The organism is Vibrio sp. Y42_MX_L11 (assembly GCF_024181785.1).
Taxonomy (GTDB): Bacteria; Pseudomonadota; Gammaproteobacteria; order Enterobacterales; family Vibrionaceae; genus Vibrio; species Vibrio diabolicus.
Window position 1 is genome coordinate 75,719 of record NZ_JAMZAP010000021.1, and the last position, 14,273, is coordinate 89,991.

General features: G+C 42.9%; 15 protein-coding genes. 14 read left to right on the forward strand and 1 reads right to left on the reverse strand.

Going from position 1 to position 14,273, the window contains the following annotated elements:
- Positions 1–175 precede the first annotated feature (175 nt).
- From NL643_RS18655 to NL643_RS18685, 7 genes are all read left to right on the forward strand, one after another.
- The gene (locus NL643_RS18655) at positions 176–1,189 is read left to right on the forward strand and encodes a tyrosine-type recombinase/integrase (RefSeq protein ID WP_169628885.1); all 1,014 of its coding nucleotides are present in this window, start codon (positions 176–178) and stop codon (positions 1,187–1,189) included.
- Positions 1,182–1,979, forward strand: coding sequence for a hypothetical protein (locus tag NL643_RS18660; protein ID WP_253644965.1), 798 nt, complete (start codon positions 1,182–1,184; stop codon positions 1,977–1,979). The genes NL643_RS18655 and NL643_RS18660 overlap by 8 nt, the downstream gene beginning before the upstream one ends.
- Before the next feature lie 83 nt (positions 1,980–2,062).
- Positions 2,063–2,323 (forward strand): hypothetical protein, encoded by a 261-nt coding sequence (locus tag NL643_RS18665; protein ID WP_241791456.1) that lies wholly within the window; start codon positions 2,063–2,065, stop codon positions 2,321–2,323.
- Between the two features lie 82 nt (positions 2,324–2,405).
- Positions 2,406–2,816, forward strand: a complete 411-nt coding sequence (locus NL643_RS18670) for a hypothetical protein (RefSeq protein ID WP_253644966.1) — start codon at positions 2,406–2,408, stop codon at positions 2,814–2,816.
- 68 nt (positions 2,817–2,884) lie between these two features.
- On the forward strand, positions 2,885–3,448 hold the full coding sequence (locus NL643_RS18675) for a hypothetical protein (RefSeq protein ID WP_253644967.1): 564 nt from the start codon (positions 2,885–2,887) through the stop codon (positions 3,446–3,448).
- 11 nt (positions 3,449–3,459) lie between these two features.
- Entirely contained in the window at positions 3,460–3,693 is a 234-nt protein-coding gene (locus tag NL643_RS18680) for a hypothetical protein (RefSeq protein ID WP_203506879.1), read from the forward strand.
- Positions 3,694–4,075: 382 nt separating this feature from the next.
- A complete protein-coding gene (locus tag NL643_RS18685; RefSeq protein ID WP_169628887.1) occupies positions 4,076–4,513 on the forward strand; it encodes an inovirus-type Gp2 protein in 438 nt (145 codons plus the stop codon).
- Between the two features lie 1,028 nt (positions 4,514–5,541).
- Here NL643_RS18685 and NL643_RS18690 read toward each other — a convergent pair.
- Complete coding sequence (locus tag NL643_RS18690; protein WP_253644968.1) at positions 5,542–6,825, reverse strand: carbohydrate-binding protein; 1,284 nt, start codon at positions 6,823–6,825, stop codon at positions 5,542–5,544.
- Between the two features lie 247 nt (positions 6,826–7,072).
- Here NL643_RS18690 and NL643_RS18695 point away from each other — a divergent pair, with 247 nt between their 5' ends.
- The 7 genes from NL643_RS18695 to NL643_RS18725 all read left to right on the forward strand — a co-directional run bounded on the left by NL643_RS18695 (position 7,073) and on the right by NL643_RS18725 (position 13,758).
- On the forward strand, positions 7,073–7,378 hold the full coding sequence (locus NL643_RS18695) for a PTS sugar transporter subunit IIB (protein ID WP_025767645.1): 306 nt from the start codon (positions 7,073–7,075) through the stop codon (positions 7,376–7,378).
- 89 nt (positions 7,379–7,467) lie between these two features.
- Complete coding sequence (locus NL643_RS18700; protein WP_167713413.1) at positions 7,468–8,802, forward strand: PTS sugar transporter subunit IIC; 1,335 nt, start codon at positions 7,468–7,470, stop codon at positions 8,800–8,802.
- Between the two features lie 51 nt (positions 8,803–8,853).
- Positions 8,854–9,165 carry a PTS lactose/cellobiose transporter subunit IIA gene (locus tag NL643_RS18705; RefSeq protein ID WP_031780628.1) on the forward strand — a complete coding sequence of 104 codons (312 nt, stop codon included), beginning with the start codon at positions 8,854–8,856 and terminating at the stop codon, positions 9,163–9,165.
- A 10-nt stretch (positions 9,166–9,175) separates the two neighbouring features.
- Positions 9,176–10,498 carry a 6-phospho-beta-glucosidase gene (locus tag NL643_RS18710; RefSeq protein WP_005397437.1) on the forward strand — a complete coding sequence of 441 codons (1,323 nt, stop codon included), beginning with the start codon at positions 9,176–9,178 and terminating at the stop codon, positions 10,496–10,498.
- 18 nt (positions 10,499–10,516) lie between these two features.
- Positions 10,517–11,272: a chitin disaccharide deacetylase gene (gene chbG / locus NL643_RS18715; protein WP_047009133.1), complete on the forward strand. Its 756-nt coding sequence runs from the start codon at positions 10,517–10,519 to the stop codon at positions 11,270–11,272.
- A 105-nt stretch (positions 11,273–11,377) separates the two neighbouring features.
- Complete coding sequence (locus NL643_RS18720; protein ID WP_253644969.1) at positions 11,378–12,376, forward strand: LacI family DNA-binding transcriptional regulator; 999 nt, start codon at positions 11,378–11,380, stop codon at positions 12,374–12,376.
- Positions 12,377–12,504: 128 nt separating this feature from the next.
- Positions 12,505–13,758 (forward strand): HD-GYP domain-containing protein, encoded by a 1,254-nt coding sequence (locus tag NL643_RS18725; protein WP_253644970.1) that lies wholly within the window; start codon positions 12,505–12,507, stop codon positions 13,756–13,758.
- Positions 13,759–14,273 lie beyond the last annotated feature (515 nt).

Here is a 14,273-nt window from a genome sequence, read left to right on the forward strand (position 1 = left end):
GATTTTGTATTCAAAATCCGTTGCCTTCGGGCGTGGCGGTTCAAGTCCGCCCACCGGTACCACCTTCTTTTTCCTTTTTGGTCAAGGGTTTAGGAAGGTTTAAAAAGTCAATTTGGTTTGTGAACCCGATTTTACGGTTACGTTTTTAGCGTAATTTAGCGTAAAGGGGTTTTTCATGGCTACAATTCAGGCTCGAAAGGGCAAAAAAGGCACTACGTATAGAGTTGAATTTATGCGGGGTGGCTCACGCTTTTCAAAATCTTTCAAATTAAAAAAAGATGCTCAACTGTTCGTTGCTAATGTATTAGCTAACGACGATTTCGCGTATTCGCTTACAAATCACACTCTCAATTCCCTTAAGTTTTCAGATGCTTTGGCTCAGTACTTAGAGCAAGATAATGGTAGAGATCAATCCAAGCACCAGCGTTTAAAGTATTGGCTCTCAGTATTCAAAGATAAACCAGTGGGCAAGGTTACGCGCCAGCAGGTTAAAGCCGAACTGAAAACACTATCCGAAAGCAAAGCACCAGCAACACTAAACCGCTATAAAGCAGCGCTTAGCTCTTTCTATCGTTTTCTATCAGAGGAATATGATATTGAGCACAATCCCACAAAAGGGATCAAGCAGTCCGCAGAGAATAACGCTAGAACCCGTTTTTTAAGTAATAAAGAATTACCCCGCCTTTTAGATGCCTGTAAGCGCTCAGAATGGGAGCGATTATATTTACTGGTGTTGTTAGCTATTACAACGGGCGCAAGGCGTACAGAGCTTTTAACGCTTACTTGGGACGCTATAAACTTTCAAACCAAAACCGCCCACCTACCCGAAACAAAAAACGGCGAACAGCGAATACTCACACTAACGGCCGATGCAATAGCGGAGCTGATGAGGTTTAGACAGATTGGCGGGTATGTATTCCCACACAACCGCCATCAAGGGGCGTATTTTCGAAACTTTGATTGCCACTGGCGAGAGGCTTTGCAAAGCGCGGGTATTAAAGACTTTCGTTTTCATGATCTGCGCCATACGTGCGCGTCACTACTGGCAATGAATGGCGCTAGCTTGCTGGAAATAGCCCAAGTATTAGGACACAAATCAATAACTATGACGCAGCGTTATAGCCACCTTTGCATAGAGCACAAGGCGAGCTTAACTGATCGCGTATTTGGAGGTATTGCAAATGGATAGAGATTTTATCAAGAAAAAGCCACTAAAGCGCACGAGAGGCAGAAAGGGACTTTTTACTAGCAACAGTCAAACGCTTTTGGGCCGAGAAGCAAGCGAAGTAAAGGAAATGGTCGCAAAAATGAATGCGCAAGATGATCCACTTCGTTTAGCTGAACGCTACGAGCAGGCTGCAATCTCTTATATTGAGAGCTTTGGATACGAATATAAAACGTCGGGACAACAAACTATTAAGCTATCGAAAGAGGAAAGAGAGCGGCGGTTAAAAGCTAGTAACGAATCGATCAGGGAGGAAAAGAATTTAAAGTGTGAAAATGGGCCTTTGACCATTGACGACATACCAAAAGAGGATGAGGTTTGCTGGTGGAACTATTTACACGCCGAGTCAAAAAAACAAGGTAAGCATGGGATTCGTTACGCCCTTGATGTTATTAGCATTACAACTCAGATAAAAAACGGTTTGGAGAAAGGTAATTATAAGTATTTGTTTAAGTTAGCAATGCGGCTTACTAACTGTTTTTCTATCATGGTACTCGCTCAATATGAGGATAAAATATGCGCGGGTGTGTCTAGAACCGGAGCGGCCTCAAGAGCTAAAACCGAGGAAAAAGAGGGCAGAAGGGAGAGGGCTATCGAGCTGGCGAACGCATACCGGAGTAAAGGGAGTGGCAACCCACACAAGAAAATCACGAAAAAGGCGATATACGAACACATTGCTAACCGCTTGCCGGTTAGTGAAGAAACTGCCAAAAGATACTTGAAACAATATTTTGTCGACTTTCCTCTTAAATAAATGGGTCATTCCGATCCTGTGACCTAACCACATGAGCCTATAGTCATCCCCTATCAACCGTAAACGATAGGGGGACAACCCAAATGACTATTGACCAAACTCAACTTCAATCAATCCACAACGACCTATCTAATTGGGTAGCAATGAATGATATTTCAAAGCGCTACCCGCAATTTACTCATTCACAGATTAAAAGGCTCTTTTGGTTAAGAGAGCAAAAGGCAGGCCTTTCTCGATGTTATCGCCAGATTGGAAAACGCGGTTTCGTCAACGTGCCTTTGTTCAGTATGTGGATGTCCGGCCTCTTACCCGAACAGCAAGAAGCTAACACGACTGATAGTTAAACCGATGTGTAGACCGTTTACAAAACGATTCTGCGCATTTTATGGCGGTTCGTGGCGTAAACATAAATTTGGAGACAAAAAAATGAATCCTGATTTGTTATTTACTGCGCCAGATACGGCGATTCCAAATATAGGGACTAAGGCTTATGACTTCCTAGTTGAGCTGTCTAGTGGTGAGCCAATTGCAAAGAGAGATTTGTTGTTAAAGTTTGGTGAAGCTATGCGATCACCTTTGCAGATGCTTGAGAATGACAGGTATCAGTTCTGGTGTATTCAGCGCGTGGATGTTCAAGGAGAGCCTTGTTTACAGCTAGACGAGAGACACTTATCTGGGGTGTGGGAGTTGGATGCGATAGCCCGTTGTGAAAGAAAGTTAAAGCTAAGAGGAGAGAGCTATAAGCAAGCGAGAAACGAAACTGAACGCCTACCTTTGGCAAAAGACAAACTCGCCATTGCTAGAGAAGAAAGCGCCCAGCTGAAGCCGAGCGCTTGATTTTAGAATCGCTGGTGGTGATCAGTTTGCCGACTAAGACGCCACCAGCAAACACAGGATATAGAAAAATGAAACAGAAAACAGTAAATCAAATACAAGCGCGGTTATCTGAAATCGCACAAGAGCAAAGCCAATTCGAACAGAGAGACTTTGACGCCGAGCTTTTAGAAGTCATGAGTTCGGGCGGTGATGTTGATCAGTTGGAACAAAAGCAACTTGAAGACGAGCGACAGGCGCGACGATTGCGAGTTGAGAAGCAAGCCTTAGAGCTTGAATTGCCAGTCGTTAAACAGCGTGAAGGCTTAGCAGAGTTGGAGGCCTTAAAGCGCGATTGTGAGGGCGATGCTTCGTTGATTGCAGAGCAGGTCGATATTATCAACAAAGCATTTGATAAGGATATTAAACCAGCGCTTGAGAGGTTATGCCAGATTGAGGCCAAGCGCTACAGCGCGTTAAGCCGAGCTAGCACGCTCACCAAACAGTGCGGGGTTCAGAGCAGCATAGTGAGTTACTTTGATGTGTTAGATAGTCGCAGATTAAAGGCTATTCAAGAATACATCCACGCAGGACGTGAGCCGGAAAGCGGAACGATATTTGTTACTAACGGCCGATTCATTGAAGATTTAGACTAAGGGAAAATAAAATGAAAGTTGATGCTGATAAAATTGCTAACGATGTGACCACTAAAATGCTAGATGAGCTAGACAAACTATTAGACAAGTATGTTGAACGTTCAGAGCAGGATAAGAAGCCAGGAGTTAACCATTCCAACGTTCAAAGCGGTTCGCCTGATCCGAGTGACTACTTTGATACACCATCCGTTAATCATGCCGACAAGCAAAGCGGCTCGCCTGATTTGGGTGGTTATTTCAAATAAATATCTAAACATTTATTCATTTTAAAATACTAGGGGGTGTTAGTGATTACTAACCCCCTATTCTATATGTGGCAAGGGTTTTGCCGGAGTAAACCAGATAGCACTATAGGGTGAGGTTTTTTACCCCTGATTTGGGGGCGAAAATCAGAAAGATGCCTATACAGCTTGTTTACTACAGGGGTAGTAGGCACTAACAACGCGCTAGGTAATTAATAATATCTAGCACTCTTTTTACTTAGGAATACTTAACATTTTCTATGTTCTCTTAGGGTGTATGAGCAAGATAATCACAACAGAACTTTATTACTTCAATGATAAGTTATGGCGAGTCAATCCAAGTAAAAGCGGATTGAGGACGGATATATTAAGGTGTCTCTTAGGGATGCTTGATTCAGCTTTGGCTAAACATAGGAAGGTGTTTATTTTCCGGTTTGATTTATCAGTCAATGAATACACAAGAAACAATGAGCTGATAGCTAAGCTTGTTAGACGCCTCTCACGTAGGGTTAAAGCGCACTATAAAGCAGATTTGAGTTATTGCTGGGTGAGAGAGCTAGAAAGGGCTAAAAAGCAGCATTATCATTTTTGTGTCGTAATTGATGGCAGTAAAGTAAATCACCCCCATATGCTTCAAGAGTGGCTGATCTTAATTTGGGAGCAATTTGGGCGCTGTAGTTGGGCAGGTTATCACAACGTAGAGCGCGGAGACTCGCTGGCATTACAAGACGCAACTTATCATATTAGTTATCTAGCAAAACCGCGTGGCAAGGGTTACAGAGCTACACAAACAAAAGACTATGGTCATAGCAAAATAAGGTGATTTTAGTTCTATTTCCTCCATAAATTACGCCTTATATCCCTCAAGCCCCGTAATACATAGATTCACAACGGATTATCAATCCTTCAACCTGTTTTAGGGTGGCTATGTTATGTTTTGTTATGGTTTCGCCCATCATTCAGTTGTGAGTATCAGACTCTTTCCACGTCTAAATCTAAAAGCTGGGATTTCAGAAATAACACTGGGCAAGAGTGCCCAAAGTTGGACATACCTGTTTTATTCCCTATGACCCCGAAAAAATCTTATCGGTTTCACAGCGTGTGAAAGCGTTGAAAGCTCTTTTCTCAAATAGGGGTATTACTTTCGCCCATCGATGGCAAAAACTTTCTCTCAAGCGGTTACTCAATCTGAGGAGCCGACAATTGGCCCATGCCGAAAATATCGTTATACGGTTTGAAGCCGTAAATAACGGAAAAGTAACGGTGATTTACCAGAGTTTTCGAACGCTATAAAAAGGGCGTTCCCCACTTTTGGGTTTTGATGGTGTCATAAAGTGCGACGGCTCAAGCTGGTGGTAAGTGTCGGAACTTTGAAGCATTTAGGTAGCAAAGCGCTTGCCGTTTAACTACAACTTTGCTCGCTGGCTAGATAGTTTCTCGACACTATAAAAAAGAGTGTTGAAGGCGAACAAGGTCTTAAAAACGTGGCGTAAATTTGGCGAAAACCGACCAAAACCGACCAGAACCAGAAAGAGTCAAAACCAATTGCAACAAAGCGTTAGTTGTCCTAATATCCCATTGAAAGCCGTAATATTGTGATTCAAAATCCGTTGCCTTCGGGCGTGGCGGTTCAAGTCCGCCCACCGGTACCATAATTCATATGATAGAGCCTCGACGTAAGTCGGGGCTTTGTTGTATCTAGGGTTTGTGAATTCAAATCCAGCGTGGCGTCAGGAATGCCAGGCCCAGTCAGTCCACTCTTTACTGCTTTCCATTTTTACTTTTCTAAAAATAAAAAAGCGCGAGGGATTACCTCGCGCAAGCTACTACATGATAATAGTAGGGAACAGCTTATAGAGCTGTGAACAAGGTGTTCTGTGAGTCAGGTGTCCAATCGGCTTGAGAGACGTGTGGGACGTTGACGAGATAACGTTTGCCAGAGTACGTCACAACATCTCCCTCTTTATATGAAACATTCACTTCCCAATTTGTTGCCGGATCAGCATTGGTCCAAAGGCTAGAGGTTGGGGAAGGTGTCCAGTCCTGCTGTGCGTTATGGCTGGTCACTGCTTGGTAAACGGTGCCTAAATGTAGGACGTAGTCGCCAGCGTTGTAGCTATGACCAACTTGCCAGTTTGGTGTGTAGTTATCCATCGTATCGAATACATAGCCAGCTTGTTTTGCTAGTCGGATAAATTCCGCTAATTTAGGTAAATTCTTGGTTGCACCCATTCCTCGCTTACCATCTTCAAACAAAAACTCATGCGTTAGAATAATGACCTTGTCTGCGTGGAGTGGTGTACCACATGGAAACTCTTGTGCTTTTGAGTTGATCGGGTTGATGGTGGTAGGAGCACAGTTGTTCAATGCTGCATCTACGTAACCTAGGAAAGGTTCTGCCTCTGTTAGACTGTTGGCTGGCATTGCTATCCCCCAGTTTTCAGGTGCCCAATCTACATCCCAACCATGTGTTTGATAGCCTTTATTAGCCAGAATGTTTTGTACCGCAATTGAGGCTTTCACACTGTTTGATGGGTCGTTGATATTACAAACGTAGCCTGGTTCCCAAGGTTTAAAGTCATCAGACGTTGCACATAATCCATCTGCTTTGAAGTCTTTAGTCACGCGCCAGCCGTTGGTGTAGGGCAGTCTAGCAAACTCTGTTGCCTTATAATTCGGGTAGCTTGTAATGTTAGGCAAATACTTCTCTAACACAGATAAGTTTTCCGTAAACATTGAGGCATCGTAAACAGGATCTTGGTACGAGTTAAGCTGGTGGTCGCCGGTAGCATTACATTCTGCTGCGCTATTAGGTCCAAACTCATCAACGCAGTTATGAACCATATGATCGTAACTATGGTTCGCGACAATATGACCAGTGTCTAATGCGAGCTTTAAGGCTTCTAGCGAACGGTCTTCATTCTCATCACCAATTCCGTCTAAGTGCCAAGCATTAAAGTAAAACGTCGCTTTGATATCTTCTTGGTTAAGTACTTGAATAACGTCAATAGAAGCATTGATTGGTCCATCATCAAACGTTAGATAAATGGTGCCTTTAGAGTCGGTTTGAGCAAATGAGTATTGTGATAGTGCAGCACTTACAAGCGTTGCAATAGCCAATTTATTAAATTTCATTCTCTATTCCTTTTTAGAAATTAATAACGACGTTGTCAGTAGTAATATATTGATAATTTGAAACCTAATGTGGTGTCTTAATTTATTTCCTGATTTTTATCCTAGACCTAAATAATTACTAAAAAACAGGTCGTATTTTCTAAATTGGGATTGTGTTCACGAATAATGCAACCGGTTGCGCTTTTTTGTCTTGGTTATTTTTGCTACAGTTTTTGCAGGTTGAAATTTACACAACGGGAGTAAGGCTATGAAAAAGATCCTTTTATGCTGTAGCGCAGGGATGTCAACCAGTATGCTTGTTAAAAAAATGGAGCAAGCTGCTGAAAATAAAGGAATTGAGTGCAAAATTGATGCGATGTCAGTGAATGCATTTGAAGATGCAATTAAAGAGTACGATGTTTGTCTTCTCGGGCCTCAAGTACGTTTTCAGCTAGAAGAGCTAAGAAAAACGGCGCAAGAGCATGGTAAAAACATTGATGCGATTTCTCCTCAGCATTATGGAATGATGAAGGGAGAAGAAGTACTAGAGCAAGCATTAGAATTAATTAACTAAACCATAGTTTTAAATTAAAAAAAGATAACTGTACATCAAATATAAATATTTGATGCGGGATTCTTTTGCCTAAAATAAGGATGGATTCTATGAAGCTTTATGACGCAATTATAGGCGCAGTCGAAAAGCATATAGCCCCTATAGCAGCAAAAGTGGGGAATCAGCCCCATGTTCGAGCAATGAGAGACGGTTTTATAGTTGCAATGCCGTTTATTATTGTCGGTAGTTTCATTTTGATTTTTGCATTCCCACCATTTGCCGAAGACACGACCTTTACTTTTGGTCGAATTTGGCTCGATTTCGCCACCACACATTTTGATACCATAATGATGCCCTACAACATGTCGATGGGGATCATGACCATTTTTGTTTCGCTCGGCGTTGCTTATAGCTTAGCTAAGGCTTACAAGATGGATGGGATCACGAGTGCTGTATTGTCGCTGATGTCTTTTTTACTCATCGCGGCCCCAGCTAAAGATGGCGCGCTGTCTATGTCACACATGGGAGGAACCGGGATCTTCACCGCAGTGATGTGTGCATTCTTCTCGGTAGAGCTCTACCGTTTTATGAAAAAGCACAACATTACGATTCGCATGCCAGAGCAAGTTCCACCGGCGATTGCACGATCATTTGAAGTGCTGTTACCAGTCTTAGCGATATTCATTACCTTATACCCACTTAGCCTTTTCGTGCAAACCCAGTACGACATGCTGATTCCAGATGCGGTCATGGCAGTCTTTAAGCCTTTAATTAGTGCGTCTAACTCATTGCCTGCCATTATTGGCGCTCTATTGCTTTGCCAACTACTTTGGTTTGCGGGTATACATGGTGCTGCAATTGTTGTGGGGCTGCTTTCTCCAATTTTCTTGACCAACATTGGTGCCAACATCGAAGCCTTTGTTGCAGGTGAACCGATTCCAAACGTATTTACTCAGCCTTTCTGGGATTTTTACATCTTTATCGGTGGCTCTGGTGCAACACTTGCTCTTGTTATGCTGATGTCATTTAGCCGTTCTGTTCACCTTAAGAGTATTGGTCGAATGAGTGCGGTGCCTGGCTTCTTCCAAATCAATGAGCCTGTGATCTTCGGTAGCCCAGTTGTGATGAACCCGACCTTGTTTATCCCGTTCGTCTTCGCTCCAGTCATCAACGCTACGATTGCGTACTTTGCTGTGCATGTCGGCTTTGTGGGTATGGGTGTCGCTACAACGCCTTGGACAACACCAGCACTGATAGGTGCTTCGTGGGGTAGCGGTTGGACCTTTGCTCCAGTATTGCTCGTCATTGGTTTATTGATTCTTGATCTAATTATCTACTTCCCATTCTTCAAAATGTTTGAGAAGCAAATGTTGGAGCAAGAACTACCAACGACGAAAGAAACTAAGGATGAGACGCAACCTTCAGGTGAAGGTGTTACTGCTTAACGGTGCTTAATGGGCCGCAATTACCGCGGCCCGATTTTCGGAGAGAAAATGATGGAACAAGAATTGGTTGTGATGGAGATCATCTGTAATGCTGGCGAAGCCAGAAGTTTGAGCTACGAGGCGTTGCGTTTATCTAGAGAACAAGATTTTGATGCGGCTGAGGAGAAGCTCTCTCAAGCAAGAGAGTGCATTAACAAAGCCCACTTAATTCAGACTCAGTTGATTGAGGAAGATCAGGGGGAAGGGAAAGTCCCGATGACGTTAGTGATGGTACATGCTCAAGATCACTTAATGACCACGATTTTGGCTCAAGAAATGGCTGTAGAAATCGTTGCACTGAACAAAAAAATCTCGAACAAATAAGGGGAGAAAAATGTCTAGAGAGGCGATCAAACTTGCCATTATTGGCGGTGGTAGTAGCTATACCCCTGAACTGGTTGAAGGGGTTATTAAGCGCTTAGAATATTTACCCGTTAAGAAGATTCATTTTGTGGACATTGAGTCAGGAGCTGAGAAGCTTGAGATTATCAAAGGTCTAGCGCAGCGAATGGTTGACAAAGCAGGTGCAAAGATTGAGATAAAAGCAGACTTTGATCGTCGTGCTGCGATAAAAGATGCGGACTTTGTGATGACGCAGTTCCGTGTGGGTGGCCTTGCTGCTCGTGCTAATGACGAGCGAATTCCAATTAAATACGACGTCATTGGCCAAGAAACAACAGGCCCTGGTGGGTTTGCTAAAGCACTGCGAACCATCCCGGTTATTCTTGATATATGTAAAGATATTGAAGAGTTGGCACCCAATGCATGGATGCTCAATTTCACCAACCCTGCGGGTTTGGTCTCTGAAGCCGTCAGTAAGTACACCAAAGTAAAGAGTATTGGTTTATGTAATGTGCCGGTTTCGATGGAAATGATGATCGCAGAAATGATGGAGTGCGAGCCAAAAGAGCTACAACTGGAGTTTGCCGGATTAAACCATCTCGTTTGGGTGCACAAAGCGTGGCTCAATGGAGAAGATATTACTCAAACGGTATTAGAGAAAGTCGGTGATGGTGCTAACTTCAGCATGAAGAACATCTGGGAAGAACCGTGGGATCCAGCATTTTTAAAAGCGCTGGGGGCGATACCATGTCCTTACCATCGTTATTTCTATCAAACCGATGCTATGCTCGCTGAAGAGAAACAAAGCGCGGGTGAAAAGGGCACTCGTGCTGAGCAGGTAATGGAAACAGAAAATGCGCTATTCAAGCTCTATCAAGATCCTAATCTCGATCATAAGCCGAAAGAGTTAGAAGAGCGGGGTGGGGCTTATTATTCAGATGCATCACTAAACTTGGTTGATTCAATTTATAACAATCGTAATAGTATTCATGTTGTTAACGTCTTAAATAACGGAGCGATTAACGGCCTCCCTGACGATGCTGTGATTGAGTGTAGCGCGGTGATTGGTAGTTGGGGCGCGAAACCTCTTGCGGTTGGTGAGCTGTCAAACAATATCAAAGGGTTACTCTATCAAGTCAAAGCATATGAACAGTTGACAATAGACGCTGCTGTTGAAGGTAATTATGACAAAGCGCTCATGGCATTAACCAACAACCCATTGGTGCCAGACATTGGTCGTGCCAAGTCAATTCTGGATGATATCCTAGCGGTGAACGCTCCGTATTTACCTCAATTTAAACTAACGACGTTGTAGTGCTAAGGAAGGACGCCAATGAAAGTCATTTTTAATGCTGATGATTTTGGTTTAACGAGAGGTGTAAATAACGGCATCGCAAAAGCTCATCAGCAAGGTGTTGTTCATTCAACCACCATGATGGTCGGTATGGATGCTGAGAAACATGCTTTAGAGTTGGCTCGCCATAATCCAGACTTGAGAATTGGCGTTCATCTTAGGTTTACAGCGGGAGTGCCTCTAACTGGGCACCCTAATTTGACCAACGGTCGAGCGCATTTTATCAAATACGACGAACTGTGGGGTAAGCAGGACTTCGAAACTCAGGTCATTTATGACGAAGCAAAAGCTCAGGTGGAACATTTTTTATCGCTTGGGTTAGAGCTAAGCCACTTAGATAGCCATCATCACGCGCATACTCACCCTCAAATTTTGCCCGTTATTAAAGAGGTAGCGAGTGAATACCGAGTGCCACTGCGGGGCACTGGCTTGTGTCAAGAATCGATGACAACAAGGTATGTCTTTACTGACGAATTTTACGATCAAAAAGTAAGTTTAGATGGTTTGATGGCGCATTTATTGAGTCTAAAGACAGACTATGATTTGGTTGAGGTGATGTGCCACCCGGCAGAGGCCGATCAAGCGCTGATTTTAAAGAGTGGTTATGCGCTTCAGCGAGAGCTAGAGTTACAAGTTCTTACCTCTCCCATTTTAAAAGAACAGTTAGCTCAACATGGTATAGCTGTCACGGATTACTCTGAGCTCGTTTCTACCAATCAAATGGTCGGTGTATGATTAAAGGCTGCCAGCTTCGCCCCCTATAAGCACCTTACGAATTGCTGGCAGCCGTTCTACACAAACGGATATTTAATAACAATTGCAGTTGGACCCAATAGCATTATGGCAAGGATTAAAGATGTCGCCGAACTCGCCGGTGTAAATCGCTCTACCGTTTCTCGAATCATTAATGGGGAGGGGAAGTTTCGCGAAGAAACTCGAAAAAAAGTAGAGCAAGCTATGGCGCAACTGAATTATCGCCCGAGTGCGATTGCTCGTTCACTCGCAACCTCATCCAGTAATATGGTTGGCTTATTGGTGACTTACTATACGGGGGGCTTCTTTGGCGAGATGATGGAGCAGGTTCAGACTGAGCTGGATATTCATAAAAAGTTTCTGATTACCGCTCAAGGACATCATTCTGCAGAAGGTGAAAAGGAAGCCATTCAGCGTTTTAATGATCTGCGTTGTGATGGCTATGTCCTCCATAGTCGTTATTTGTCAGATGATGATTTACGTGAATTAGCAAAACAGCCTACGCCTTTCGTTCTTCTGGATCGCTATGTTGAAGGAATAGAAGAGCGTTGCGTTACTTTTAATCATCATCATGCAAGCCGTATTGCCGTCGAGCATCTTTTAGCTGGTGGTCATAGAAAAATCGCCTGTATTACCGGTCCATCCCAACGTCATAATAGTTTATTAAGAAAGCTTGGGTACGTTGATGCGATGAAGGACGCAGGTATCGATATTGACGAAAGCTGGTGTGAAGAAGGGAATTATGGTCGGCAAAGTGGTTATGATGCAATGGCTGCAATTTTACAACGACACCCTGAAGTTACTGCAGTCTTTTCTTGCAGTGAGGAAATGACGGTCGGTGCAATGCAGTACTTACACGAGCACAATATTTCAGTACCGGAGCAAATCTCTTTAACTAGCTTTGACAGTGTCGACCTTTGTGAAAGCCTTTATCCTACAGTGTCGGCAGTGCACTTTCCTATCAGTGATATGGCCCGTGTAGCGGTACAAACATTAATGGGATTAGTCAAAGGTCAAGAAATAATAGATAAGCCAAGGTTCGAGGCTCAGCTTAAAATACGCAAAGCAGATCGAACCTTAAAGTAGCTTGCTTTTGCTCTTTAAATGGGTCATTAGAAATGACCATCTGATGTTTTGATACTTACTGATGAATTTATTCACAAAATTTACTAGTATTCTAACTCTCTTAGGCAACGTAAATCAGTAGTGAATAAGTGGCAGCCATTAAACTTACGGTCGATCGTATTCAACCCGGATTACATATCCGTCTTCCGCTAAAGTGGAACGATCACCCTTTTCTACTCAATAGTTTTAAGATTAAAGATCAAGAACAAGTCGAGATGATCCGTCACCTCGGTGTAAAGTTCGTTTACTTTAATCCAGAGCAAAGTGATGCCGCACCACTTCCAGTCGACCAGATACAAGCTGATAGAGTAACGAATGAAGCGTCGCTAGATCATGAAACTCAAAAACTTTGGCAAGAAAAACAAAACCGCATAGAAAAGTTAAGTGCGTATCGTCGACGCGTTATCCAGTGCGAAAAAGAGTTTGAGCGCTCTCTTGCGCGTATGCGCTCGGTCATGACGAAAATTCGTAATCGTCCAACAGCTGCCGTTGATGAAGCGAAGCTTCTTATTGAAGATATCGTCGAGAAGTTAATGTGTGATGATAATGTCACTCTACACCTGATGAACGGTAAAAATGAGTTTGAAGATATTTATTTCCATTCGTTGAACGTTGCTGTTATCGCCATGATGATTGGCCGTGCTAAGGGGTACTCAGCTGCGCAGTTGAAAGAGCTTTCATTCTCAGCGCTATTCCACGATATCGGGAAAATAAAAATTCCTACCGCAATATTAAGAAAGCAAGCACCGCTGACGGAACCAGAAACTAACTACTTAAAGTTGCACACCAAATATGGAGTAGACCTTGCGAGTCAAATAGAAGGTTTTCCCGAAGTTGCAAGAGTTGTGATTGCACAGCACCATGAACTAAGAGATGGGTCTGGCTATCCCAAAGGTCTGAAAGGAGATGAGATCAACGAGTTTGCTCAAATTATTGCTGTAGCTAACGCATTTGATAACTTGTGTCATACACCTATAGTCTCAGAGCAAAAAATTCCTTATACCGCACTCTCTCATTTATATAAGAACTGCAAGCACCTATATAAAGAAGAGAACCTTAATATCTTAATTAAGTTTATGGGCGTATTCCCTCCAGGGACGGTAGTTCAGCTTTCTAACAATATGGTGGGCTTGGTTATCTCAGTGAACGCATCTCACTTATTGTTCCCGAATGTACTGGTCTATGATCCTGCTGTTCCCAGAACGCAAGCGCCAATCATTGACCTTGCATCTAAGGATATAAAGATAGTTAATGCTATTCATCCGTCTAAATTGCCGGAAAAAATCAAAGAGTATCTTAATCCGCGCTCACGCATTTCCTATTTCTTCGATAGTGATGAGTAGTTATCCACAGCTTTTTGTGGGTAAATTGTAGAGATCCTGAGTGTTATTTCTGGGTAATTTTAAGGTTGGATGGAAAGTGTTCGCTTGGCATGTTTTTTTAGAAAAAATGCATTTTTAGTCTTGCCAAAGAAAATCTTCTCCCTATAATGCGCATCCATCGACACGGCAGACGCCACAAGGCTTCAGCAGAGTCGAAGAGGTGAAAAGCTTCTACGAAAATTAGTTTAAAAAAGTGTTTGACACTCTCAATTAAATCGCTAGAATGCACCTCCGCTTTGAGAGAAAAACTTCTCCCAAAGCAAGCTCTTTAACAATATAGACCTATCAATCTGTGTGGGCACTCGTTGATGATAATCCAATTAGAAGCCTCGGCTTCAAATTAGGTTTCAATGAAACGAAGTGACCATTGAATCTTCGGATTCAGCACAGTCAATTCAAACATTACGTTATGTAATGTTCAGTATTCATTGAGCCGAACAAAATCTTAAATTGAAGAGTTTGATCATGGCTCAGAT

What these genes read in the sequence shown, in the direction of transcription:
- NL643_RS18655 (WP_169628885.1), top strand. Translation starts at nt 176, where the DNA reads ATGGCTACAATTCAGGCTCGAAAGGGCAAAAAAGGCACTACGTATAGA.
- NL643_RS18660 (WP_253644965.1), top strand. Translation starts at nt 1,182, where the DNA reads ATGGATAGAGATTTTATCAAGAAAAAGCCACTAAAGCGCACGAGAGGC.
- NL643_RS18665 (WP_241791456.1), top strand. Translation starts at nt 2,063, where the DNA reads ATGACTATTGACCAAACTCAACTTCAATCAATCCACAACGACCTATCT.
- NL643_RS18670 (WP_253644966.1), top strand. Translation starts at nt 2,406, where the DNA reads ATGAATCCTGATTTGTTATTTACTGCGCCAGATACGGCGATTCCAAAT.
- NL643_RS18675 (WP_253644967.1), top strand. Translation starts at nt 2,885, where the DNA reads ATGAAACAGAAAACAGTAAATCAAATACAAGCGCGGTTATCTGAAATC.
- NL643_RS18680 (WP_203506879.1), top strand. Translation starts at nt 3,460, where the DNA reads ATGAAAGTTGATGCTGATAAAATTGCTAACGATGTGACCACTAAAATG.
- NL643_RS18685 (WP_169628887.1), top strand. Translation starts at nt 4,076, where the DNA reads ATGCTTGATTCAGCTTTGGCTAAACATAGGAAGGTGTTTATTTTCCGG.
- NL643_RS18690 (WP_253644968.1), bottom strand. Translation starts at nt 6,825, where the DNA reads ATGAAATTTAATAAATTGGCTATTGCAACGCTTGTAAGTGCTGCACTA.
- NL643_RS18695 (WP_025767645.1), top strand. Translation starts at nt 7,073, where the DNA reads ATGAAAAAGATCCTTTTATGCTGTAGCGCAGGGATGTCAACCAGTATG.
- NL643_RS18700 (WP_167713413.1), top strand. Translation starts at nt 7,468, where the DNA reads ATGAAGCTTTATGACGCAATTATAGGCGCAGTCGAAAAGCATATAGCC.
- NL643_RS18705 (WP_031780628.1), top strand. Translation starts at nt 8,854, where the DNA reads ATGGAACAAGAATTGGTTGTGATGGAGATCATCTGTAATGCTGGCGAA.
- NL643_RS18710 (WP_005397437.1), top strand. Translation starts at nt 9,176, where the DNA reads ATGTCTAGAGAGGCGATCAAACTTGCCATTATTGGCGGTGGTAGTAGC.
- chbG (WP_047009133.1), top strand. Translation starts at nt 10,517, where the DNA reads ATGAAAGTCATTTTTAATGCTGATGATTTTGGTTTAACGAGAGGTGTA.
- NL643_RS18720 (WP_253644969.1), top strand. Translation starts at nt 11,378, where the DNA reads ATGGCAAGGATTAAAGATGTCGCCGAACTCGCCGGTGTAAATCGCTCT.